The following is a 23161-nucleotide window of genomic DNA, read 5'->3' as shown; positions in this document are numbered from 1 at the left end:
CTAATTTAGTGCAGAGTTGGTGTGTCCCAAGAGTGGCACGTAAGATCTGCTCACTTTTTTCTGGACTGATCAGTTCAGATATGTTATATTTCTTTCACGGGAGGTGTTACTTATCGCCAGGACAAAAGAATTTGACAAAGAACAAGCGCTTCATCAAGCGATGCTGTTGTTTTGGGAAAAAGGCTATGAAGCGGCTAGCATACCGGATTTACTAGAAGTGATGGGCATTAGCCGATCCAGTCTTTACGATACGTTTTCCGACAAGCAAACTTTGTATAGAGATGCCCTGGAGCACTATAAAAAGGGGAGTTTCAATAAGCAGACTATTCTTGAACATGCATCAAGCGTTAAGGATGGAATTCTACAATTTTTTGAGTATCATATTGCTTCAGCATACGATACCAGCTTGCCGGGCGGATGTTTTGTAACGAATACAGCTACAACATTGGAGTCGCCAGATGAACAGATAAATGTCTTGATAAAGACTAGTTTTTCGGATTTGGAACAAGCATTTTGTGAGCTTTTGGAGAAGGGCCAACAATGGGGAGAGATAGATAAAACTACAGATATCAAAGCATTGTCTTATTTATTGCTGAATTTACATCAAAGCATAAATATTATGGCCAAAACAGGTCAGAATCCAGAACGTGCAAAAGAGATGATTAGCTTTGTAATTGCAGGGATATAATTTTTTTTTGGCAATATTGGAATGATTGTTCCGTTATTATGTTCCTCATATTTTGAAGATGCACATTTGAAGAGTAGCTGTAAGGCCAAAATTTTTTTAATCATTCCGGAACAATCATTCCGCTATTAAAACAATCCAGCATAAATAAGGAGATGCAACCAATGAAGGTATCGTTTATTGGGCTTGGAAATATGGGGCTTCCAATGGCACAAAACCTGTTGAACGCGGGTTATGAATTAATCCTCTTCAATAGGACCCCTGAAAAAGTTGAACCATTAATAGAACAGGGAGCACGATATGTCCAAACACCACTAGAGGCAGCGAAAGAAAGCAATCTTGTAATTACCATGTTATCTGATGATGCTGCTTTGAAGGAGATTGTTGAGGGACCAAATGGTGTTCTGAACGGATTATCTGAAAATGGAATTCACGTATCTGCCAGTACGATCAGCGTAGATCTGGCTCGGAAATTATCCGCTTTGCACGCGGAGAGAAACCAACACTTTGTGTCTGCCACCGTGATGGGGCGCCCGGATGCCGCTAAAGCAGCTACATTGCGTATTATTTTAGCTGGTCCGGAACATGCAAGACAACGAGTACTTCCCATGTTAACAACACTAGGTCAAGAGATATTTGAGATTGGGGATCATGGCGAAGAAGGTAACATTGTCAAAATAGGAGTTAACTTTCTAATTGCTTCAATGCTGGAAGCTTTGTCGGAAGCGCAGCTCATGGTAGAAAAGCACGGCATTAAGTCGTCCCGGTATATGGATGTCGTGAATGCTCTTTTTCAATCTCCGGTATATCAGAACTATGGAGCGATCATGGCCGAACAGCGCTTTGAACCAGCCGGTTTTAAAATGAAGCTCGGGTTAAAAGATGTTGCATTGGCTATCGAGGCAGCAAAGTCGGTTCAAGCTCCTCTACCTTTAGGTCAGCTTATCCATCAACACCTGTCTGAAGGAATTGCCCATGGTTATGGTGAGTTGGATTGGACGGCTTTAATCCGTTGTCTTGAGCATTCCTCTTAAGGAAAGAAAATATAAGGAGAGATTAATTATGGAAATAGGTGTTACTTCATTCGTAGAAACAAAGCCTGATACAGAGACCGGAGTTGTCATGAGTCACGCTCAGCGATTGCGAGAAGTCGTTGAAGAAATCGTCCTTGCAGATCAGGTAGGACTTGATGTGTTTGGCATAGGTGAGCATCATCGTGATGATTATGCAGCATCTTCACCAGCAATGGTGTTGTCCGCTGCGGCGCCCCTAACAAAACGAATTCGATTGACAAGTGCTGTGACGGTCCTATCTTCAGCAGATCCTGTCCGTGTGTTTCAGGATTTTGCCACGCTTGACGGTCTCTCCAATGGACGTGCCGAGATTATAGCGGGTCGGGGTTCCTTCATTGAATCCTTTCCGCTGTTTGGCTATAACCTGCATGACTACGAGGATTTATTTAATGAAAACATTGAACTGCTTCTGAAATTACGGGAATCCGAGAAAGTAACTTGGAGTGGAGGCCATCGACCAGCGATACATAATCTGGGGGTATACCCGCGTCCTGTTCAGAATTCTATACCTGTATGGATCGGTAGCGGAGGTACTCAGGAGTCTGCCATACGTGCTGGAATTCTAGGTCTGCCACTAGTTCTGGCAATTATCGGTGGAGATCCAACGAAATTTGCACCGCTTGTAGAACTGTATAAAAAGGCGGCAACTCATGCCGGGCATGATGTATCGCAGCTTCGGGTAGGTTCACATTCTATCGGATTTGTTGCAGAAGATACGGAAAAGGCCGCAGAACTCTTTTTCCCGTCCACTCAGTACGGCATGAATAAACTCGGCAAAGAGCGGGGGTGGGCATATTATGATCGTTCAAGCTATGATGCTGCCCGCCGCTCTGATGGTGCGTTGTATGTAGGGGATCCGGAAACAGTCGCTCAAAAAATTATCCATCTTCGCAAGCATGTAGGAATTACACGTTTCATGATGTATGTTCCCTTAAGCACGATGCCACATGAGTTGGTAATGCGGGCTATAGAATTGCTCGGTAAAGAGGTTGCACCGCGAGTACGAGAGGAAATTTCCAAGTGGGAAGCTGAAATGAAATAAGAATTAACTGAAAAAACATAAATGATCGAATTCATTATTATATTTGGAGGAATTATCATGAGTATTGAGACACGTATATTACCAGAGTTAAGAGAGGTATATTCACAATTTCCAGGGTTTGAATTGGAGAAAAATTTAGAGTGGAGCAGAAGCTTAGTATCGGCTGCATCAGTGAAAAAATCAGAGCATGTAAACACAACTAGCCGGAAAATTCCGAGAGATAAAGGTGAGATGCTGGTCAAAATTTATGAGCCGGCCGAACGAACGAATGATTTACTACCAGCCATGTTATGGATTCATGGGGGTGGGTACGTGTTAGGACATCCCGATATGGACGACAAATTGTGCGAACGTTTTGTTCAGACAGCAGAATGTATTGTCGTATCAGTCGATTATAGGCTCGCTCCAGAGCATCCTTATCCTGCGGGGATTGAAGATTGTTATGCTGGATTGGTATGGATGACGGAGGAAGCAGAAATGCTTGGTATTGATGTGAATCGAGTTGCAATTGCCGGTGCTAGCGGTGGTGGAGGACTGACAGCAGCACTCGCGCTGATGGCACGTGATAAAGGAGGTCCGTCTATTATCTTCCAAATGCCATTGTACCCGATGTTAGATAATCGCAACATCACGCCATCTAGTCATGAGATTACAGAAGAGGGTTCAATCTGGAACCGAACGGACAACGTGGCTGCTTGGAATATGTACCTTGGTGAGGAGAACAATGCCAGTGGAAGTTCTTCTTACGCAGTACCTTCGAGAGCAGAGAGCTTGGCAGGATTGCCGCCTGCCTATACTTGTGTAGGTCAGCTCGATCTATTCCGAGACGAGACGATGGAGTATGTGGCCCGACTTGCGCAAGCAGGTGTGGATGTCGAATTTCATCTGTATCCGGGTTGCTTCCACCTTTTCGAAATTTTTGCACCTGAAACAGAAGTGAGTCAGCGTGCTGTACAGGGTTATATGGTTGCGATGGCACGAGCGCTTCATCCCAACAGGATTCTAGATATTTAGAAGATATAATTGATTTTCATTACGGCAAAATTAAAACTAATCTTATATATATGTAAAGAAAATTGAGTTTTTAAAACCCGTTGATTTCAATTGATGAAAATTAACGGGTTTCTTTTTTGGCTATCTGATTCAAAGTTGATTTTTACCCTTGGAATCCCATCATGAAACACTTAATTACTTAGAAAAAAACAATCTGATGTTAGAAGTACTAAATATCAAAAAAAGGAGCCTTGGCAGAACTTCTTCCACGACGATTAGATCCCATGATTTCATCCGTTGGGGCAGAACTCGGAAAAGCACCCAGATACACGAAGCTGCGTCCGATAGCTCATTTTTATTGCACCATAACTATAATAACTGATTGAGCTTGCTTTCAGGCTCTTCACCATTTTCTACACGTTTTATATTCTTGATAAAGAAATCATATCTTTTTTTATGAAATTTCCGACCATCAGGCATTCCTGCTGTATGGGGAGTAAGTATCACATTACTCAGATTCCTGAGCTCACTATCCATAGGAAGCGGTTCAGATTCAAACACATCCAGGCATGCACCTGAAATATCCCCGTTTTTTAATGCATCAATCAAGTCTCTTTCGTTGACAATCCCGCCGCGGGATGTATTGATAAAAAGAGTGGTATTCTTCATTTTCTTGAATGCCGCTTTGTTGATCAGCTGTTTGGTTTGCTGATTCAAGGGTACGTGTACACTGACTATGTCAGATGTGCTTATAAGAGTATCGAAATCCGTCATTTTCACAAAACCGTCCGATTGTGCAATGGCATTTCTCGAATAAGCCAGCACATTCATATCAAAAACCCTGCAAAACGCAGCTACTTTTTTTCCGATAGCGCCCAAACCGATAATCCCAATCGTTTTGCCCTCTAATTCACTCCCTGTATAGTCCAATTGATTTTCATCCATCTTGTTTTTCATGAAAGTATCAAGAAACGGTATGTTTTTATAATAAGACAATATCAATGCCATGACGTGCTCGGCCACAGCCTGTGCATTCACTCCTGCAGCATTGGCCACCCAAATGCCGAGCTGTGTACAGGCAGGGACATCGACATTATCAAATCCTGCTCCCGTCTGTACCAATTTTAATTTTTTGGCGATAGAAAGCAGGCTGTGATCCACTTTAATATGTTCAGGGATGATTACCTGGCAATCCTCAATATGATGCAGCATTTCTTGTCCGGGCGGGACGATTACAACATTCCAGTCTTGCGGAAAATACTCTGCAATATTTGATTTTGAGGTCTCGTTAAAATGACCAACGATGAGAATCTTCATTGCTAAACCACCTCTCATATAGCAATATCTCTTTGGAAAAAGCGGCATCAAACTGTAGCACACCGTCAATTTGGAAAATCAAGATTCATATTCTTTAATTTTATGGCTGTATTTCGCATTTGCCGTTTCAACAGCAATCTGGACGAGGACACTCCAGTGAAAAAACATTTGACCCCTCATCTTTATTAATAATAATTTTAAACATAAAGTATAATGTTGTAAAACTCAAATATTTTGTGAACTATATTAATGATTTCTATATATTGAGGAGGTATTCTATGTATTTTCCTGGGATTGAAGCGTTTTTAGTATCGTACGGACCGAGAGTATAAACAAAGCGGCCGAATGACTGCACCTGTCACAAGCTGCGGTAAGCTATCGGTTAAAGACATTGGAGCAGGAAATGGGTGGCCTTTTGGTTAAGTGAAGAAAAGGGGCACCCAGGCAGCAAACTTCATTAGGAAATCAAACGAAGAGAATGGCGTTCTTCTAACAGTTCAAAAAACACTGGATTTGCAGTAATACTTGTCTGTCAATGGGAATTGTATTATCGAAATGACAGGGCAATCATGTGATTGCCCTATTTTTCATTGGATAAGAACGTTACGTTGGATCGCTGTTCGTCACTTGTCTACGATACTGTTGCGGAACTACACCCATCTGTTTACGGAAAATGGAAGAAAAATAACTGGAGCTTTGGAAACCACAGGCAAGTGCAATTTCACTTATGGATCTCCGTGTTTCTCTTAACATTTCGCAGCTTTTCTGAAGTCGATATTGTGTGACATAGTTGTTGGGCGACTGGCCCACATATTTGTTAAATAAATTGCAACAACGGCTTCTGCAAACAGCTCCGGCAGATGCGATCTCCTCAAGCGTTATCTTCTGATCATAGTTCTGGTGAATGAATTGAGTCATTTCCTGAACATGCGTTAATATGCCAGGCTGACCGGAAACAGGCTTTAAATGATCGCCAATTGTAGCACACAACGACAACGCTTGGGATACCAAGCGAAGTGGATTGGGAGGTGTATGTTCTCTATGCATTTCCCGATAAAGTTCCTGAATGGACTGTACGATGTCTTGTTGCCAAGCCATCTGCTCCGTAAGTACAACAAAATCAGCCATTCTGGAACTGAATTTCTCCTCCCAGTACGTCTGAAGATACGAAGTTTTATCACCAAGGATAGAGGGATGAATAACGACCACTAGGAACGAACAATCGTCGTGATCCGCAACAGCGTAACCATAATGCAAACGTTGGCTATTCACAAAAAGTCCATCTCCCTGATGCAGTCGAGTGATACGTCCATTAACAGAGAAATCCATCGATCCCTTTAATATATAGATAAACTCCAGATCCACATGCCAATGTGCAACTGCTGCATGATTATTAAATTGATGAAGGCTTCCTTTGCGGACATAAAGGGGTAAATCAGGAAGATTATAATCCAACCGTTCTGATAAATCAGAGAACACTTCTAAATCTGTCATTGTGAATCCCTTCTTTACACAAATGTATACGATATTAATAAAAGTATAGCCAATATTGATGGAAACAACAATCAATGTATCCTATTCTTATATTATTGAACATAACGGAGAGAACAGATAGAGGTGAGAAAACGCATGCAACTGCAAGTTTTCGGCAAACGAGACTTTAATCGAGAGTTAATATCGCTTGTGATCCCCATTGCATTACAAAATCTAATATCAGCAACGGTGATATCTGTTGATGTGATCATGTTGGGTATGATGAGTCAATCCGCAATGGCGGCCGTATCGCTCGCAGGACAAATCACCTTCACATTAACATTATTTTATATGGGGTTGTCAGCGGGGGCGAGTATCCTCACTGCTCAGTACTGGGGGAAGAAGGACACACTAGCCATACAGCGCATTCTGAGTATTGCCTGTGTATTCTCCTTTTGCATATCGATCCTGTTTTTCTTGTCTTCCTTCCTGATTCCCGAGGCACTCATGCACTTGTTCACCAATGATCCTGAATTGATTCAATATGGTTCAAGGTTTTTACAGTTCAATTCCTTTTCTTACTTAGTGATGGGATTATCGCAGATGTATCTGAGTGTGATTCGAAGTATGGAAAATGCAAAACTCAGTGCGTGGATCAGTTCTTTATGTTTGGTCTTAAACATTTTGTTTAATGCCATTTGCATCTTTGTCCTGTTCCCATCCAATCCGGAACTTGCGATTGTGGCTGTTGCTCTTGCCACGGTGTTGGCACGTACGATTGAACTGGCATGTTGTGTGCTTCACTCCTTAACGAAGGGAACCATTCGTTTTCATTTGCCTATACGTGACGATGTTCAGCGTAGTTTATTGAAGGATTTCTTGAGATATACACTGCCTCTCCAGGGAAATTATATCGTATGGGGAGGAGCGCTTACCGCTACGGCGGCCATTATAGGCCATGTGAACTCCGATATGGTTGCGGCGAACTCCATCGCATCTGTAGTTAAGAACTTGGCGGTTGTTCTCTGTGGCGGCATAGCCACAGGGGGCTCTGTACTAATTGGAAAGTATCTTGGACAGGGTGAAATGGAGAAAGCAAAGTATGCGGGTAACCATATGTGTTATTATGCTTTCATTTTTGGAGTCATTGCAGGCAGTACCATTTTGCTTATTAAACCTTTGGTTTACTCCATCGTCAATCTGAGTCCAATCGCTCAAAGCTATCTGGATGGCATGTTATACATTAGTGCGTATTATTGTATTGCGAAGTCGTTTAACTCCACAACTATAGCAGGTATATTCCCGGCTGGTGGAGATGCCAAGTTCGGATTATGGTGCGATACCATTGTAATGTGGCTTATTATTCTTCCACTTAGTTACCTGTGCGCTTTTGTTTGGCATGTGTCTCCCATTTTCTTGTACGTCATCATCAGCTTAGACGAGTTAATCAAACTGCCTATTGCTTTAGCGCGATACCGTCAATATAAGTGGCTGAACAACTTAACTAGAAACTTTAAGAAACCTGCTCTTCACTAAGGATTATGTAATTTACTCTAATAAATATTAGCTTTTCAAAGAGGAGAAGATGGTATGAATATCAAAGAACGAATGGCAAGCAAACAATTATTTTCAGATGATGATGCGAATTACCCGAAAGAGGCTGCGGAGTTAGCTAAAGCACGCCAGCGAGGTAAGGCTTTATGCTATGAAATCAATAATTTGCATCCAGACGATGTTGAGAAGCGCAAAACGTTAATGAAACAACTTTTTGGTAGTATGGGAGAAAATGTATGGATGGAGCCGCCGCTTCGTATGTCATATGGATCAAATACGACGGTGGGAAATAATGTATATATAAATTTCAATCTAACCGTGGTTGATGACTATAAAGTTACCATTGGGAATGATGTCATGTTTGGCCCCAATGTAACGATTGCTGTAACGAGTCATCCTGTGCACCCTGAGAAACGTAAAGAAGGCGGGATGTTTGCTTTACCCGTGGTTATAGAAGATGGGGCGTGGATTGGGAGCGGAGCGATTATTCTACCTGGAGTCACGATTGGCGAAGGAAGTGTCATTGGTGCTGGTAGTGTCGTAACCAAAGATGTGCCTGCGAACGTAATAGCTGTGGGAAATCCATGCAGAGTTTTACGAGAGATTACGGAACTGGATCGAGAGTTCTATTACAAAGACATGCGTTTTGATCAGGTTGAATGGTAAAAGAAGGGACATCTACCTTCTAGAGAGGAGTTTCTCGATGATTATCGTTTATTTTATTATTGTATTGTTACTTCTGTTTTTTGTCATTAGAGCCATTGTTCATTCACGCCGAACCCACTTAGTAGCAAGTAAAATGAAAAAAAAGTTTGAACATAACTTTAATGAAGAAGCCTATCATAATGATCAGCGTTATGACAGAATGTAATTCAGATAACAGAATCTATATGCTTTTAAAAAATGGCTATGTTAAACTTGTTTGTTGATTTTCATACAAAAGTTAACCGCCCACTGAAAGGCGGTTAACTTAATCCAATGGCTATCATCTATAAATGTTTTTTGATTTGAGTATTAATTCTTTCTACGGTTTCATTGGCGGGGCTTGTTTTAAAATCCTGATATTTTTTCAACAAGGGCATAAATGCTTTGACTTTCATTTCATGAATAGTCACTGCATCGTTTAAACCTGCTTTACATAATGAAACCTCCATTAAATACATACCTCCTATTGAGATGCTTGTTAAAAATACGATTTAAAGTACATGCTCAGTTAACTTAGTACAAAAAAGATATTTGTCTAATTTCTGAACGATTGTTCGTGAATATCAAATATCAACATTGAGGATTAACATAGCCAAAAAATAACAAAAGCAACCGACCCAAATGGATCGGTTGCTTTTGTTAGCTTATGGTCAGCTGTACGTAGGCATGTACATGATAGCTGGACACAAGTTGTCAATCGAATTATTCCTTTTCTATAGTTGGTGATAAAGCCTTGTTATGCGAATTGTATCTTGGTATCTTCTGTAAAGTAGAAAGAACTACGCCGCCTACAATAAGGATGGAACCACCTATTTGTGTGAAAGTGACTGGGTTACCAAGCATGAGATATCCAAGCACCATAGCGACAAATGGTTGGAGATTCAGAAATACAGTTGCTTTGGCAGCGCCAACTTTCCGAATTTGATTGTTCCAAATGATTGCACATAAGCCTTGAATGAGCAGAGCCGAACTGATCAAGAGTATCCACCATCCCAAAGAATGAGAGCTCTGTTCATCAGCTTCTTGCCACACTGCCACCGGAAATACGAGCACACAGCCTAGCAACGTTGAATATGAAGTCGCTCTGAGAGCATCCATTTTTTCCGTGAGTTTTCTCATCAGGATCGTAGAACCAGAGAATGCGAGCATGCAAATAAACATGATTCCCATCCCCGTTGTTAGGGATAGATGTAATCCTTTGCCTTGGCTGACTACGAAAAATACACCAATAAGTGCAACCAGCGATCCTACCGCCATACGCAGAGGGAATGATTCTCTTAAGAAGATTCTCGCTAGTAGAGCAGTAAATATAGGAGAGAGCGATAATATGAGTGAAGTCGTAGTTGCATCTATCGTCTGCAATCCTGTAAAGAAAGATACCTGATGCAGTAGCATTCCAATCAAGGCAATCGGGATGAGGTAAATGACATCCCGTGCAGTCAACCGTATCATACGTTTGGACAAAATCAGATAGCCCATCAGGAACACGGAAGAGACGGCAAGGCGGTATGCGGAAAGATGCATTGCAGGAAACTCCTGCAGTAAGAGTGAGCCGAGTACGAAGTTACTTCCATAAAGCGTCGCACAAAATAAGAGAAGCAGATAAGTTCGCAAGCCAATGCGCCTTCTTTCAAAATTAAGCTAATCCGATCATCTTATTGGTTAGGCTGTCGTTTGATAGCAACTAGCTCAATCTCAATCTCAGCACTACGGGGTAGCATAGCTACCTGAACGGTAGTTCTTGCGGGATGATGGTTACCAAAATAGTGACTATAAACGTCATTCATTTGTTCAAAGTGATCTAAGTTCGTCATAAAAACAGAAGTTTTCACAACGTCTTCCAGGGAGAATCCAGCTTCAGATAACACATTCTGAAGGTTCGTCAGGATCTGTTGAGTTTGTGCAATAATGCCTTCCTGTAATTGACCTTCAGCATCGATCGGGAGCATTCCGGAAGTGTACAACACATTTCCATTCTTAATAGCTTGTGAATAAGGACCGATTGCCGCTGGCGCTTGTGCGGATGTAATAACTGTATGATTCATGATGAATTTCCTCCTCTAACGATACAGAATGTTTTGCTGTTCATGTAATGTGTAATTAAGAACCCGCAGCAATAAGCTGCGGGGTGTCAGATCGTATTTTGATATCCGCTACTTGTGTTGTTATTGACCCGCCGGTGTATAATTCTCGTCTAGGAATGATTGAACAGCTTGGAACGCCTGAACTCTATTTTTCTCAAGCAGTACCATATGGGTACCTTCTCCAATTTCAACCCAACGTCGATAGGCAGCTCCGGTTAGGGAAGTGAAGAAGTTTTGTGCCAAATCTAACGGCACATCAATATCCCATTCCGCATGAAGGAGGAGTACAGGTACGGTGATATCTTTAGGTTCATAGAAAGCTTTGCCTACCGTCCAATATTCACGGATGTCTAGGATCGGTCCGTTGGTAGCGCGAATATGTTCAGGGTGTACAGACTGAGTATTAGGATCAGTAGCAAGAGTTGCTTCAACCCATTTCTCAAACCAACCCTCAGGGAGCAGAGTGTCACGTTTCCCTTCAGGAGCAGCACTTAACCATCGTTCTTTCGTAGAACCTGCGGGCACAAGACGGTAAGAGCCAAGTGGACCGCCTGTATCGATCGGGATTGGTTTGGTGCTGAGCCACTGAGGAGCAATGAGGGTTAACTTGTTCACCTTGTCGTTATTACGGCTTGTATATGCCCCAGCTACCGTACCGCCCCAAGACATCCCAAGTATATTGACCTTGGATAGATTACGATGTTTTAGGACAAAGTCTACAGCCGATTCGAAATCACGAACTCCGGTTTCTGTACGGACAAGCGGAGGATTTTGCTCAGCAGGTTGTTCCATTTCCAATGGTCTTGTGGATCCGCCATAGCCACGAACATCTACCGCATAGACATCATAGCCGTGACTAGCAAGGTAATCTAGGAAGGAAAAGCCGTCAAGCTCCACATCATACAGGCTACCCACTGGATAAGTTGCACCATGAACCATAACGATCGTTTTTTCTTTAGAGAAGACATTCATAGAGGCAGGACGTTTATTAAGGACGGATAACTCAATTCCCGGCGTATCACTAGCTATTTTAAAATTCTCAGATATGATGGAAATGGATTTATTGAATGTGTTGTTAGACATGATATTGTTCGCCTCTCTTTAATAAAATGGATGATGTATTATATAAACCGCCAGTTGAAGCCATCTTTGCTTCGGGTGACATAACCGGCTGAACTCTCTGGGAAATGCGTACTGAAATAAATAATGGGACGATCGGCGATATATTCTAAAGCCCAGCGGCGTGAGATTCGAGCCTGATCACCAAATTCACAATACATCGAATTCCAATCAGGTCTTAAGACTTGGAATGGATGATGCATGATATCGGCTCCGAACAGAGCTTCTTCACCACCTGATGAAAGACGAATGGACATTTGTCCAATACTGTGACCTGGAGTCGGAATAAATGTAAATAGTTCTAGAAACGTTCCGCCTTCTGGAGCAATCGTTTCCGTCAAACCTGCCTCTACGACAGGAAGTACGCTTTCTTCGTAAACATTGAAGTTTGCTTCATTTTCTTTGTTATGGCTTGCTTCACTGGAGTAATACTCTTGTTCTTTAAGCGGGAATACGTACTTTGCATTCGGGAATGTCGGTACCCACTTGCCATCAACTAGCTTGGTATTCCAACCGACGTGATCCACATGCAAATGAGTTAACAGCACGTAATCGACTTCTTCTGGAGTAACACCTGCCTCTTGGAGTCGTTCGAGATATGGCAACTGCAGATTGGCAAGATCCGGATTCAGTGGCAGGTTTTTATCGTTACCTGTAGCGGTATCAATAAGAATTGTATGATGGGGCGTCTTCACGACCCAGGTGCCGATACTGACAATCAGTTGCGAATTTTCGTCAATCAAGCCCTCGGGGAGGGAATGTTGGTTTGCTTCCAAAAGAGTAGGATCCCATGTACCTGGGAAATAAATTTCAGGTTGAACACCACTAATTACCATTTCAGTAACTCTAGTTACGGTAGTATCACCCACCGTGTAAATCTTAGGTAGCTTCGTCATGTGCCACATCACTTTCGTTGAAATTTCGCTGGAAATGAAATCCTATATGAAAAAGAATTATGTGTAAATGTCCCGGGAACTTATTTGCACATCAGCCTTACTAAAATCTTAGTCCAATAATGCTGTTAAATCAACGTTTTTACACCGTAATTGAACCTAAGCAAGAAAGCTTGCTATTGCTCGGTATTTTGATTAATATCAAAATATAAATTTCGCTGACAGCGAAAAAATGAATGTGTGGGAGAAATGAAATATGAATTCGATCGGCGAGGTCATCAGGAATACACGCAAGCAAAACAAATTAACGCTTAAAGAAGTGGCAAAAGCCGGGTCCATCTCATTATCTTTTCTTAGCGAAATAGAACGTAACAAAGCGAATCCATCAATCAGTGTGCTAAAACGGATTGCTAATGCGTTAAACGTTAATTTTACTGATCTATTTGGTCAGAAAGAGCAAAGTATTGTTGTGAGAAAAAACGAACGTAAACCGCTGGTACATTCTGAAGGCTCTCGTATTACGTGGTATTCCCTTAGCGAGGGAAGTAGAAACAAGATGGGACCATTAATGGGCGTGCTTGAAGAAGGTGCGACCTCAGGAGATATTGGTGTAGGACACAGTGAAGGCGAGGAGTTTCTGTATGTGCAGTCGGGAGGCTTGGAGTTTGTGCTTGGAAGTGACAGATATACGCTGGAAGAGGGAGATAGCATCTACTTCGATGCTAGGACGCCGCATAGCTATAAGAATGTATGGAAAGGAGAAACGGTAGTTATTGCTGTAGTAACACCTCCCACTTTTTGAAGGTTAATGCTGTGCTCAAAAGTAACACTCCAAAATGAAAACCTGGATTATTAAACCATGATTAGCTTTCGCTCATTCGAGGGAAGTTCAGCAAGCATATGATCCAGACAGTGTTGGACGGCAATTTGCAGCCATAGCCTGTATCTGGCGACCGCCGTCCGCATTTTGAAAAAGTGAAGGTTCCAGCATTAATTATTTATGGTATGGACGACCCAATGTTTGTCCCTGCCTGTGGAGAAGATACGGCACAAGCCATTTCTGGCGCAGAGCTTATGTTGCTTGAAGGCATGGGACATGATATGCCACCGCAACTGTATGAAACTATTGTTGATGCCATTGAACGAACGGCCCGGTGCAACAAATAACTGGTTGAAACGAAGACGAGTTGTCCGTTGACGATCTTAGCCGATGCCGATATGCGACCACACAACGTAGCCAGGAACAAGGGAATATGCCTACTAGTCGAATTAAGTCGTGGTAGTGACCTCTAAATATTTTTGCATGAATATTACTTTTTTGAAGCCAGCTTTTACATTAAATGAACCGGATGTAAGTTCTTTTTTGATAATATAACCGAAACGCTCATATAATTTTTGTGCTGACGGGTTCGTATCAACAACCTCTAGGTTTATTTTAGTGATTTTCATACTTTTTGCCAGTTTCTCCACCTCATTTAATAGCAATTTACCTAGTCCATTACCAGGCGCTTTTTCAGATACAGCAATAGGGTCAATCTGCAATATATCTTCGTCGTACAAATGGAACCTTAAATAAAACGTATAAAAGAAATATCGCCACATCGATGCGAATGGAGGGTAAACCTTCCGAAAAGCGATATAATTCGCAGGTGCAAAGGCCTTTTTTCCTATATTGTACCCGAGAAATCCAATCACTTCATCATTTCTTATTGCATATATGCCTTGTTCAAATTGAATGGATTGAGCTAATAGCTCAACTGCCTGTTCTCTCGATTTTGCAAAAAACCAAAGATATTTTACTTTCAATGGAAAAGCATCGTAAAATAAATTGGCCACTTGTTCTTGTTGCTGTGGATTAAGCTTCATTGCAATTTCAATTTGTTCCACTGTGATCTCCCCCAACCTTCATTTTAAATTTCATTGATGTTCTATAGTTCATTTTCCTAAAATGAAGAAGAGTGAACAATTCACATTTCTTAGAGTTATGGGTACATTTCTTAGAATCATTGATCTGCAGCTTTATCATCGTTGAATTGAAAGGAGGACATAAAAAATGAGCAGGTATTTGACCCAAAATCCTCCCTTAAAATTGCAGTTCCTAAGAATCAAAGATGAACCGTTTCGGTGGAGTAATTCCATTGAGGTAGTAATTGTACTGGAAGGTAGCATTCATGCTGCCATTGCAGACGAGAAAAGAACATTAAGAGTTGGTGGGATAGAAATTTTCAATATCAATCAAGTTCATCGTCTGTTACATACCAATGAAGATAATTTGGTGTTAATTATCAATATTGATGCTGAATTTGCTAAGGATCACTGTTCAGATTTATCTAAAATCTGGTTTGCGCACGAATTTGGCCCAGGAACATACCTAGGGTTAGAACGAGTCAAAGAAATAACGGAAGCGATCTGCACACTAATAACTCCAGTTGTAAACAACAAGAGTGAGCTACGCTTTTTAACCTTAATGAATATAATCGAACCATTGTTGGATCTGCTTATTACGAATTTTGATATCAAAAGAATTTTCGAAGGCAACCCAATTAAGCTACAACGAATATGGAAAATCTATGATTATTTATTTAATAACCAAGGTTACACCAACAAGGCTTCTCTGAATGAAATTGCCAAAATGACAGAGGAGTATTTAAATTTAGATTATTTATCATCACAGTTTAAGTTATTAATAGGAGATACGCTGCAAAATTTACTTCATTATTTACGAATTGAGCATGCGATAAAACTATTATTAACGACAAATTTAAGTCTGGTTGAAATATCAATCGAGAGTAGTTTTTCTTCTCCTAGATATTTTTATCAAAAATTTAATAAGATTTTCCCAGAGGGACCGAAAGAATTTCGCCAAGAAAATAAAAAAAAGCAAGAGATGATAGAGCACTGCAGAGAAATCATTGATCCAGCATTAGTTCTAACAAGGCATGAAGGGTTATTTTACAGTTGTGAAGCAATAAGCAGTGAACAAAATAAATGGATTAGCCTCGATCTATTTGGATCTTATGATCAAAAATCAAATTCTCTGTATGTGATTAAAATTTCTGATTTACTTAAACGCAACTCAGATAAGAATTTTAATAGGATTCTTCAGGTTCATAACCTAAGCCCATATCAAGTTTTTGGATTTGAAGAAACTTTAAATTCTCTAAACAGTGATATTAAAGTTCTGACAAGGGTTATAAATCAATTTAGCGAGAACGATATTCATCCTGTATTTATTGTGAAAGCGAACAGTAAAGTTATGTCAGAACAGATAACAATAATACAGCAACTAATTCAAAACTATACCCTTACCTATGGTGCAGAACGTTTGAAGGGATGGAGGATTGAAATTCGATAACCACAAAAATTGAGCTCTGCGAACTAACGTGTAGGGATAAAAAAAATTTAAATATTCCTTGACGGGAATATTCCTATTGGAGTATATTTTATTCATAAGATGACACGGCCGTTTTTCAGCGAACCAAATAGGCTGTAGACCGATGTCAAATATTCAATAAGGAGAGATTTGTAATGACAGAAAGCAACGCATTGGAGAACATTACCTCAAAAGTAGGAGAGCGGGAATTTACATTGGAGCGTGTCTTTGATGCACCTCGAGAGCTTGTATTCAAGGCATTTACCGAACCTGAGCATGTGTCTCGCTGGTGGGCACCGGAACCATTTACAATCCCGGTTTGCAACATAGACCTCCGCCCAGGGGGGATTTGGCACTATTGCATGGAATCGCCAGAGGGTAACAGACATTGGAGCAGGGCGGTTTATCAGGAAATCGTAAAGCCGGAACGAATTGTTTATACTGGCGGTTTTGCGGATGAAAAAGCCAATCCTGTCGCAGGTCAGCCGGAGCATCTGGCCACAGTCACATTCACTGAGCAGGAAAGAAAAACCAAGCTTACAGTTCAGATCGCGTTTGGTTCAGCCGAAGAACTCAAGACAACGTTGAAAATGGGCATGAAGGAAGGACTTTCAATGACAATTAACGGTTTGGCTGAGCTTTTGGAAGAACTTCAGACGGCATGAAAAATTCAAAGAAATGACGGTCCACTTGAAAAAGATCTCCAAGAATTAATGAAAATTCGAATGTACATTGTAGGAAAAACAATGGATACGACAAAATGGAGTGCTCTTGCCGAACCCAATCGATTGCACTTGAAATTCACATAGAATCGTGCGAGGCTGAACAGAACAATGGTTAGCCCTTTAGGCTAAGGCTTCTGTGCATCATGGAGATGTTGCGAGCCCCGCCGATTGGCCCTGGCGAGCTTGATGCGTAGTTCAAAATATCTGTTTTCGTGCAGTAAAATGTAATGATAAAATAAATTGATGTGATTAAATGACCACACACACGTAATTGCGTTGAACTGTCAAGAGACAAGAACATTGTTCCATTCAAGTCGCTATTATAGCGGCTTTTTTGTTTTATCGGTACAAGTTCTTGTCCCGATTGCGGTAAAGGACAAGAACATCGTCCGATTACCGCTTAGATAAGCAGTTAAAGGCAGGGGTTATGGCATTTAGTGCCGGAATAACGCCTAAGAGAGGGTTGTCTATGCTAACCTCTAATCTGGATGAAGTACCTTTCTACTTTACCTTCGGTGTAATCTCCAACCCTGATATTAATAAGCCGTAACGAAGACGTTCCAACCGTCATTGAAAAGATTACAGGGATTGCCGAACGTTGGTATGTTTGAGCGATTCCGCTAACGGGTAACGTTAGTTCAATGAAAAAGCGACAGTCTAGGACTTTATTTTCTCGTCCATGGCTGTCGCTTTCTCGATTTCAAGGGTCAGCCCAATACTTATTTTATGAGGGCTGCCGTATGGCAATTCTAAAAGCCGCGTGGTATCAAGACATCGAATCTAATACTTTATTTTCTACAGACACCAGGACGACATCCTGCGCAAGTATCAGCTAACCGTCCGCGGCCGGACGTCCACAACGGAATCGAATATGGACGCTTCACTTATGAAATGGCTTGCAAGATATTAACAATCTTCCTTTCAATATCGGAGTCGTCTATCATTTTCAGATATTCGGGTTTTAGCAATTGATACTGCTTCATGTTGTAGAAATCCATTATCGCTTGTTTCAAGGTGATATCATACTGAATCGAAAATGACGGCTCGATAAAGCGTCGCAACACAGCGTCATCTTGAACCATAAACATCACGGCATTCAATCTGTTGAAAATCTGTTGCTCCATACCGGATTCAAAAAAAGTTTGTAAGCTTTTATTCCGATTCTGTAGGGCAAGGGACAGATTCTCAAAATGGTGCGGATAAAATTCCTTCAGGTCTTGCAAGAACAAATCAGAGATATACGCGGCACACATCAAAGATTGTAAAAATGTTAATTGAAAACGATCCAAAAAAGAGACGGAGTCGTCTTTGACAACGGTGTCAGCCTTCTTCGAATAATCAATGTAATAATCCACGACTTGTTCGATGATGTCGTCTTTGGAGGAAAAATGCTTATAGAGTGTCACTTTGCTGATATCCATATATTTTGCGAGATCGTCGACTTTCAGTTGGCTGAATTTTGTTTTTCTTATAACGGGTTTTATTTTTTCTACATATGTATCTACACTCACTGCTTTTCTCACGTATAAGTGCCTCCCTTTAATGCCTCTCGAACTTATTATAACAAATTTGCTGCCTTTCATGTATTAAATTAATTAAATGAACTAAATTAATAAAATTAGTTTACTTAATAAATTTATTGCTATATAATCGATCCTGTACCTAATCATCCGATTACGGATTATACAAAGGGAGGACGATTCAAATGGAACCATTCAGTAAAGGCAAATTCTCTGACAAAAAGGTCGTGATCACGGGAGGTAGCAGCGGAATCGGCCTGGCGACGGCGAAGTTGCTAGTGGATGAAGGCGCACACGTTCTGATTACTGGACGTACTCAGACGACGCTGGATGCGGCTCGTGAACAACTCGGCAACAACGCTGTTGCATTGCTGAGCGACGCCGCGTCGTTGACGGATATCGAGGAGTTGGTCGACCGGGTCAAGGCCGAGTTCGGCATGATCGACGCTCTGTTCGTTAATGCCGGTATCACGCGCTATGTCCCCTTCGAGTCAATGTCCGAAGACGTGTACGACGAGTTACTTACAATCAACGCCAAAGGTCCGTACTTCACCGTACAGAAACTTGCCCCATTGCTAAACGCAGGAAGTGGCGTGGTGCTTACCACCTCTATCACGAACGTATTGGGAATCCCGATGATCAGTGCGTACGCGGCCAGTAAAGCAGCGCTGCGCTCCATGACTCGCAGTCTGGCCCGCGAGCTGTTACCGCGGAAGATTCGCGTCAACGCGGTCAGCCCCGGCCCCATTGACACCGACATCTTGGAGAGGTCGATGCCGAAGGAAGCTGCAGAACAGACCGGGGCGCAGATAAAACAGCAGATCCCGATGCTGCGTTTCGGCGATCCAGTCGAGGTCGCCAAAGCCGTAGCATTCCTGGCATTTGAGGCCACCTATACCACCGGGGCTGAGTTCCCTGTCGACGGAGGCGGTTCCCAGATCTAAGCGCCCTAAGTTCGCACGCATTACTTTTAAAGCGCGGGTAGGAGGGTCATGAATTTTCATGTAGCTTTCCCCTCAAGACACCCTGCCTTCTAGTGAACTTTATAGTTTAGGATATCGTTGTTTTTTCTTGGAAGACCGTTTGAGTTCACAAGAACACGATTCTATCAGAGCAAAATGGAGGGAATATCACAATGGAGAATACCATGCGGACAATCCGGTTCCACAACTACGGCGAACCAACCGATGTTTTGTGCTTGGATGAGGTGGTGATCCCAGAACCAGGCCCGGGACGCATTCGCGTGAGCGTACGCGCTTGTGGGTTAAATCCGGTTGACTGGGGGATGTGTCGAGGCCACTTTGCCGGTCAACTGCCCTTGCCTCGCGGGATTGGGCTGGACGTGTCAGGGATTGTAGACGCAGTTGGAGAGGGTGTAACCGATGTCGCCATCGGCGATGCCGTTCTGGGTGCCGCCGATTTCATGGGTGGATCGAGCGCCGGTGCGTCCGATCGGGCGATCATGTACTACTGGTTCCGCATACCGGACGGACTCGACTTTGTACAGGCTGCAGCACTGCCATTGGCGGTCGAAACCGCCTACCGAGGCATTGATACTCTCGGGTTAAGGTCGGGCCAGACCATACTAGTGCACGGAGCTGGAACAACGGTAGGCTTCGCCGCCGTCCAGATTGCCCTCATGCGCGGTGCCCGCGTGATCGCAACCGCTGGTCCCACCTACGCCGACAAGCTCCGCTCAATGGGAGCGTTGCTGACCTCGTACGGTGATGGAATGGTCGAACGAGTGACCGAACTGGCGGAGCAGCCGGTTGACCTTGTTCTGGATACCGCACCAATCAGCGGCGCAATGATGGATCTGATCCATATCGTCAATGGGCATCCCCAGCGCGTCCTAACCGTCAGCGATTTCGCCGCGGCCGTTGAACTTGGCGCTCGCGCCAGCTACGGAGAAGAACATACCCTGCGTTATGACGTTGTCGGCGACTTTGCCCAGTACGCAGCAGACGGAAAGTTCACGATTCCGGTCGCGAAGACTTTCGCACTCGACGCATGGCGTTCAGCTGTCGAAATCAGCCAGAGCGGGGGTGCCCACGGCAAACTGATCCTCCTGCCCGACTCCGAATGATGAGCACATATAACCGATGAAATTCTGAATGAAGGAGGACATGCATTGAGTAAGAACCAACGAGAACATATTGCACTGATTACAGGGGCAAGTAACGGGATCGGGTTGGCATTGACCCGGAAAATGCTGTCGGAGAACTGGCAGGTGGTTGCTTTGAACCGGTCGGATTTTCCAGCAGACGATAGATTCCTCCAAAATCATCTCAAGGACGGACGGCTCCGAGCCTATAAAGTGAAGGATCTCACCGATTATGACAGTTTGAGACACTCTTTGGAAGAAATAAAAAGCAAGGAACAGCGGATCGATATTTTGTTTAATAACGCTGGAGGAGGCTTAAGCGAGCTGCGCTATTCGAAACAAGGCCGCGAATTGCATTATGAATTGTTGACGGTCGTTCCTTATATTATTCTGATGGAATTGAAGGAGCTGTTGAAGAACGGCAGCTTAAAAACGGTGATTAACACTTCGTCGCAGGTGTTTAGATTTACGAAGGAGTTTTCGATCGACAAATTGGAGCATCCCAAAGCCTTCCGCAAAATGTATGGACCGTATGCGACTTCAAAGCTGGCTCTTTCGTTGTGGACCCAAGCCATCGCACCGCAGCTTGCCAAGGAAAACATCAAGATCCGCAGCGTTGACCCGGGCATTAACAACACGCTAAGAAAAGGAAAAGATTCCGGACTGACCGCAGGGTTTGAACTGTTTATGAAATTTTTTTCCTCTCCGCCTACTCATGGAGCCAACCTATTATATGAGGGAGCACTCGGCAAAAACAGCAATGAGACCGGCGTGTTTCTGTTCAAAGATCGGATTGCGGACTTGAAATTTACTGAACATGCGCAGCGTGTGCTGGAAAAAATCTCCGACATATATAGCCATGAATTTCTTGGCGGGAGTTTTCAAGTTAATGGCTGAGTTCCAGAAGATTGTTGCTCACAAGGCCATCTTCTGAAGTTCGTTCTCACATTAGGCTGGAAGAGTCTATCCAGTTGTTTCCATGGACTGCTGGATCGCTTGGTGAAAAAGTTCTTTGGTTCGCGTAAGCGTCGACAGCGAGGTTGTTCCATCAATGAAATGGTGCTATAGTGATTCAAATACTTCGTAGTCACATCGCGGAAGAAGTGAAGAAGGCTTTGAATCGATCGAGATATGCGTTCACGTTATGGGTGTCATACGGGGGCAGTCATTTTATGAGCTCAGTCAGTTTTTACTGGTTGAGCTTTTTGTTATGTGCCCAACATGGGCGCTATCTCTAGGCATCATAAGTGGAAGTAAAACCCAAAAAAACGATTGCTTAATCAGTGATTGTAAGGTATTATTCAACTATCAAACTTTTATCTAAACGTTTAAACAGCTAATGAACGATGGTTCTTATGCTTAGACAGGAGAGACTTATGAGAAAAACCAGCATAAAGGACATCGCACTTAGGGCTAATGTTTCTATTGCTACAGTCTCCTATGTGCTTAACGGCACTCGCAATGTCCGCCCGGAAACGCGCAGGAGGGTCCAGGAGGCCATCGAAGCATTAAACTACAAACCGAACGAGATTGCTAAAAGCCTTAAACGTAACAGTACCAACACCATTGGTGTTATTACGGAGGATGTGACTGTATTTAATGCTCCGGATATTATCGATGGCATCAACGACTTTGGAGACCGTCATGACCTTCATATCCTGCTCGTCAACCTTAGGCTAGACAAGCGAATTGGTCGCAATTTTCAGGACGTCGAAGCGTATCGTAAGTATGCAACCAATGCCGTATCCGAACTGCTTAGTAAACAAGTAGACGGCATTATCTATATTGGAGTTCACACTCGCGACTTGACAGGTCTGATCAATGTTGAAGGTAAACCAATTATATATACCTACGGTTACACACAAGACGATATTTCAATTCAGTATAATGATGAACAGGCATCTTATGAAGCGATGTCGTACTTGGTACAAAAGGGACACAGTCGCATCGCAATTATTAGTGGTTTAATGGATTCAATCCCTTCAAGACGCCGATTAAACGGTTATTACAAAGCAGTTACCGATTTTGAACTGCCATTTGACCCTTCCTTAATAAAGATGGGGGATTGGGAAAGAGATTCTGGCTATAGATACGCTAACGAGCTACTCGACATGGACAATCCGCCGACTGCGATTCTGTCAATGAACGATGTTATGGGCGTTGGGGTTCTTCAGGCCGCGAAGGAAAAGGGGCTTAGCGTCCCTGATGATATTTCTGTAGTTGGTTTTGATGATAGGGAATTCAGCGATTACCTGAGCCCACGTCTGACAACAATGGGATTACCGCTTCATGAGATGGGATATTTAGCGATAGAAACCCTTTACCGCCTAATCAATGGAGAAGATGTTCAAAACCTAACCATGCCGGAATGCCGCTTGATCGAGCGTGATTCAGTTCGGATTCTGGAAGCTTAAAAGCTAAAAAGGAGCATGCCAGTTTCCATACATAGAACAAACGCAGGTAGGCTTCGCAATACCATAGAGGAACTTAAGTTTCTCTTT

The 23161-nt window shown here is 42.7% G+C and carries 23 protein-coding genes; 14 read left to right on the top strand and 9 right to left on the bottom strand.

Annotation, left to right across the window (positions count from 1 at the left end; translation table 11 throughout):
- The first annotated feature begins 103 nt into the window (after nucleotides 1-103).
- The 4 genes from JNUCC31_RS00875 to JNUCC31_RS00860 all read left to right on the top strand — a co-directional run bounded on the left by JNUCC31_RS00875 (nucleotide 104) and on the right by JNUCC31_RS00860 (nucleotide 3814).
- A complete protein-coding gene (locus tag JNUCC31_RS00875; protein WP_228469412.1) occupies nucleotides 104-688 on the top strand; it encodes a TetR/AcrR family transcriptional regulator in 585 nt (194 codons plus the stop codon).
- A gap of 152 nt (nucleotides 689-840) precedes the next feature.
- Nucleotides 841-1719, top strand: a complete 879-nt coding sequence (locus JNUCC31_RS00870; protein WP_192267684.1) for an NAD(P)-dependent oxidoreductase — start codon at nucleotides 841-843, stop codon at nucleotides 1717-1719.
- A gap of 28 nt (nucleotides 1720-1747) precedes the next feature.
- Complete coding sequence (locus JNUCC31_RS00865; RefSeq protein WP_192267682.1) at nucleotides 1748-2800, top strand: LLM class flavin-dependent oxidoreductase; 1053 nt, start codon at nucleotides 1748-1750, stop codon at nucleotides 2798-2800.
- A 57-nt stretch (nucleotides 2801-2857) separates the two neighbouring features.
- Nucleotides 2858-3814, top strand: coding sequence for an alpha/beta hydrolase (locus JNUCC31_RS00860; RefSeq protein ID WP_192267680.1), 957 nt, complete (start codon nucleotides 2858-2860; stop codon nucleotides 3812-3814).
- Nucleotides 3815-4162: 348 nt separating this feature from the next.
- On the opposite strand, the gene JNUCC31_RS00855 is transcribed toward JNUCC31_RS00860, so the two are convergent.
- On the bottom strand, nucleotides 4163-5110 hold the full coding sequence (locus JNUCC31_RS00855; RefSeq protein WP_192267678.1) for an NAD(P)-dependent oxidoreductase: 948 nt from the start codon (nucleotides 5108-5110) through the stop codon (nucleotides 4163-4165).
- Nucleotides 5111-5713: 603 nt separating this feature from the next.
- Entirely contained in the window at nucleotides 5714-6604 is an 891-nt protein-coding gene (locus tag JNUCC31_RS00850) for a helix-turn-helix transcriptional regulator (RefSeq protein WP_192267676.1), read from the bottom strand.
- A gap of 135 nt (nucleotides 6605-6739) precedes the next feature.
- Between JNUCC31_RS00850 and JNUCC31_RS00845 the strand changes: the two genes are divergently transcribed.
- Together JNUCC31_RS00845 and JNUCC31_RS00840 are read left to right on the top strand one after the other, a co-directional pair.
- Entirely contained in the window at nucleotides 6740-8119 is a 1380-nt protein-coding gene (locus JNUCC31_RS00845; protein ID WP_192267674.1) for an MATE family efflux transporter, read from the top strand.
- Between the two features lie 54 nt (nucleotides 8120-8173).
- A complete protein-coding gene (locus JNUCC31_RS00840) occupies nucleotides 8174-8803 on the top strand; it encodes a sugar O-acetyltransferase (protein ID WP_192267672.1) in 630 nt (209 codons plus the stop codon).
- Between the two features lie 323 nt (nucleotides 8804-9126).
- On the opposite strand, the gene JNUCC31_RS00835 is transcribed toward JNUCC31_RS00840, so the two are convergent.
- The 5 genes from JNUCC31_RS00835 to JNUCC31_RS00815 all read right to left on the bottom strand — a co-directional run bounded on the left by JNUCC31_RS00835 (nucleotide 9127) and on the right by JNUCC31_RS00815 (nucleotide 12941).
- Nucleotides 9127-9291, bottom strand: a complete 165-nt coding sequence (locus JNUCC31_RS00835) for a hypothetical protein (protein ID WP_192267670.1) — start codon at nucleotides 9289-9291, stop codon at nucleotides 9127-9129.
- A gap of 253 nt (nucleotides 9292-9544) precedes the next feature.
- Nucleotides 9545-10456, bottom strand: coding sequence for a DMT family transporter (locus JNUCC31_RS00830; protein ID WP_192267668.1), 912 nt, complete (start codon nucleotides 10454-10456; stop codon nucleotides 9545-9547).
- 41 nt (nucleotides 10457-10497) lie between these two features.
- Nucleotides 10498-10887, bottom strand: coding sequence for a Rid family detoxifying hydrolase (locus JNUCC31_RS00825; protein WP_192267666.1), 390 nt, complete (start codon nucleotides 10885-10887; stop codon nucleotides 10498-10500).
- 120 nt (nucleotides 10888-11007) lie between these two features.
- Nucleotides 11008-12009 (bottom strand): alpha/beta hydrolase, encoded by a 1002-nt coding sequence (locus tag JNUCC31_RS00820; protein WP_192267664.1) that lies wholly within the window; start codon nucleotides 12007-12009, stop codon nucleotides 11008-11010.
- Nucleotides 12010-12047: 38 nt separating this feature from the next.
- Complete coding sequence (locus JNUCC31_RS00815) at nucleotides 12048-12941, bottom strand: MBL fold metallo-hydrolase (protein ID WP_192267662.1); 894 nt, start codon at nucleotides 12939-12941, stop codon at nucleotides 12048-12050.
- 253 nt (nucleotides 12942-13194) lie between these two features.
- Here JNUCC31_RS00815 and JNUCC31_RS00810 point away from each other — a divergent pair, with 253 nt between their 5' ends.
- Together JNUCC31_RS00810 and JNUCC31_RS33035 are read left to right on the top strand one after the other, a co-directional pair.
- Entirely contained in the window at nucleotides 13195-13740 is a 546-nt protein-coding gene (locus tag JNUCC31_RS00810) for a helix-turn-helix domain-containing protein (protein ID WP_192267660.1), read from the top strand.
- Between the two features lie 203 nt (nucleotides 13741-13943).
- Nucleotides 13944-14105 carry an alpha/beta fold hydrolase gene (locus JNUCC31_RS33035; RefSeq protein ID WP_228469410.1) on the top strand — a complete coding sequence of 54 codons (162 nt, stop codon included), beginning with the start codon at nucleotides 13944-13946 and terminating at the stop codon, nucleotides 14103-14105.
- A 102-nt stretch (nucleotides 14106-14207) separates the two neighbouring features.
- On the opposite strand, the gene JNUCC31_RS00805 is transcribed toward JNUCC31_RS33035, so the two are convergent.
- On the bottom strand, nucleotides 14208-14825 hold the full coding sequence (locus JNUCC31_RS00805) for a GNAT family N-acetyltransferase (RefSeq protein ID WP_192267657.1): 618 nt from the start codon (nucleotides 14823-14825) through the stop codon (nucleotides 14208-14210).
- A 166-nt stretch (nucleotides 14826-14991) separates the two neighbouring features.
- Here JNUCC31_RS00805 and JNUCC31_RS00800 point away from each other — a divergent pair, with 166 nt between their 5' ends.
- Nucleotides 14992-16293, top strand: coding sequence for a helix-turn-helix domain-containing protein (locus tag JNUCC31_RS00800; protein WP_192267655.1), 1302 nt, complete (start codon nucleotides 14992-14994; stop codon nucleotides 16291-16293).
- Nucleotides 16294-16466: 173 nt separating this feature from the next.
- Complete coding sequence (locus JNUCC31_RS00795) at nucleotides 16467-16976, top strand: SRPBCC family protein (protein ID WP_192267654.1); 510 nt, start codon at nucleotides 16467-16469, stop codon at nucleotides 16974-16976.
- Nucleotides 16977-17920: 944 nt separating this feature from the next.
- Here JNUCC31_RS00795 and JNUCC31_RS00790 read toward each other — a convergent pair.
- Nucleotides 17921-18559 carry a TetR/AcrR family transcriptional regulator gene (locus JNUCC31_RS00790; protein WP_192267652.1) on the bottom strand — a complete coding sequence of 213 codons (639 nt, stop codon included), beginning with the start codon at nucleotides 18557-18559 and terminating at the stop codon, nucleotides 17921-17923.
- Between the two features lie 182 nt (nucleotides 18560-18741).
- On the opposite strand from JNUCC31_RS00790, the gene JNUCC31_RS00785 reads away from it, so the two are divergent.
- From JNUCC31_RS00785 to JNUCC31_RS00770, 4 genes are all read left to right on the top strand, one after another.
- On the top strand, nucleotides 18742-19500 hold the full coding sequence (locus JNUCC31_RS00785) for an SDR family oxidoreductase (protein WP_192267650.1): 759 nt from the start codon (nucleotides 18742-18744) through the stop codon (nucleotides 19498-19500).
- Nucleotides 19501-19691: 191 nt separating this feature from the next.
- On the top strand, nucleotides 19692-20642 hold the full coding sequence (locus JNUCC31_RS00780; RefSeq protein ID WP_192267648.1) for an NADP-dependent oxidoreductase: 951 nt from the start codon (nucleotides 19692-19694) through the stop codon (nucleotides 20640-20642).
- Nucleotides 20643-20687: 45 nt separating this feature from the next.
- Complete coding sequence (locus JNUCC31_RS00775) at nucleotides 20688-21557, top strand: SDR family NAD(P)-dependent oxidoreductase (RefSeq protein ID WP_192267646.1); 870 nt, start codon at nucleotides 20688-20690, stop codon at nucleotides 21555-21557.
- 479 nt (nucleotides 21558-22036) lie between these two features.
- Nucleotides 22037-23074, top strand: a complete 1038-nt coding sequence (locus JNUCC31_RS00770; protein ID WP_416234356.1) for a LacI family DNA-binding transcriptional regulator — start codon at nucleotides 22037-22039, stop codon at nucleotides 23072-23074.
- Nucleotides 23075-23161: the final 87 nt, after the last annotated feature.

Source organism: Paenibacillus sp. JNUCC-31, assembly GCF_014844075.1.
Classification (GTDB): Bacteria; Bacillota; Bacilli; order Paenibacillales; family Paenibacillaceae; genus Paenibacillus.
This window is presented reverse-complemented; position numbering and strand designations above follow the sequence as displayed.

Bases quoted from the DNA above. Each gene is read 5' to 3' on its own strand.
- JNUCC31_RS00870 (WP_192267684.1), top strand. From the start codon at position 841: ATGCAACCAATGAAGGTATCGTTTATTGGGCTTGGAAATATGGGGCTT.
- JNUCC31_RS00865 (WP_192267682.1), top strand. From the start codon at position 1,748: ATGGAAATAGGTGTTACTTCATTCGTAGAAACAAAGCCTGATACAGAG.
- JNUCC31_RS00860 (WP_192267680.1), top strand. From the start codon at position 2,858: ATGAGTATTGAGACACGTATATTACCAGAGTTAAGAGAGGTATATTCA.
- JNUCC31_RS00855 (WP_192267678.1), bottom strand. From the start codon at position 5,110: ATGAAGATTCTCATCGTTGGTCATTTTAACGAGACCTCAAAATCAAAT.
- JNUCC31_RS00850 (WP_192267676.1), bottom strand. From the start codon at position 6,604: ATGACAGATTTAGAAGTGTTCTCTGATTTATCAGAACGGTTGGATTAT.
- JNUCC31_RS00845 (WP_192267674.1), top strand. From the start codon at position 6,740: ATGCAACTGCAAGTTTTCGGCAAACGAGACTTTAATCGAGAGTTAATA.
- JNUCC31_RS00840 (WP_192267672.1), top strand. From the start codon at position 8,174: ATGAATATCAAAGAACGAATGGCAAGCAAACAATTATTTTCAGATGAT.
- JNUCC31_RS00835 (WP_192267670.1), bottom strand. From the start codon at position 9,291: ATGGAGGTTTCATTATGTAAAGCAGGTTTAAACGATGCAGTGACTATT.
- JNUCC31_RS00825 (WP_192267666.1), bottom strand. From the start codon at position 10,887: ATGAATCATACAGTTATTACATCCGCACAAGCGCCAGCGGCAATCGGT.
- JNUCC31_RS00820 (WP_192267664.1), bottom strand. From the start codon at position 12,009: ATGTCTAACAACACATTCAATAAATCCATTTCCATCATATCTGAGAAT.
- JNUCC31_RS00815 (WP_192267662.1), bottom strand. From the start codon at position 12,941: ATGACGAAGCTACCTAAGATTTACACGGTGGGTGATACTACCGTAACT.
- JNUCC31_RS00810 (WP_192267660.1), top strand. From the start codon at position 13,195: ATGAATTCGATCGGCGAGGTCATCAGGAATACACGCAAGCAAAACAAA.
- JNUCC31_RS33035 (WP_228469410.1), top strand. From the start codon at position 13,944: ATGGACGACCCAATGTTTGTCCCTGCCTGTGGAGAAGATACGGCACAA.
- JNUCC31_RS00800 (WP_192267655.1), top strand. From the start codon at position 14,992: ATGAGCAGGTATTTGACCCAAAATCCTCCCTTAAAATTGCAGTTCCTA.
- JNUCC31_RS00795 (WP_192267654.1), top strand. From the start codon at position 16,467: ATGACAGAAAGCAACGCATTGGAGAACATTACCTCAAAAGTAGGAGAG.
- JNUCC31_RS00785 (WP_192267650.1), top strand. From the start codon at position 18,742: ATGGAACCATTCAGTAAAGGCAAATTCTCTGACAAAAAGGTCGTGATC.
- JNUCC31_RS00780 (WP_192267648.1), top strand. From the start codon at position 19,692: ATGGAGAATACCATGCGGACAATCCGGTTCCACAACTACGGCGAACCA.
- JNUCC31_RS00770 (WP_416234356.1), top strand. From the start codon at position 22,037: ATGAGAAAAACCAGCATAAAGGACATCGCACTTAGGGCTAATGTTTCT.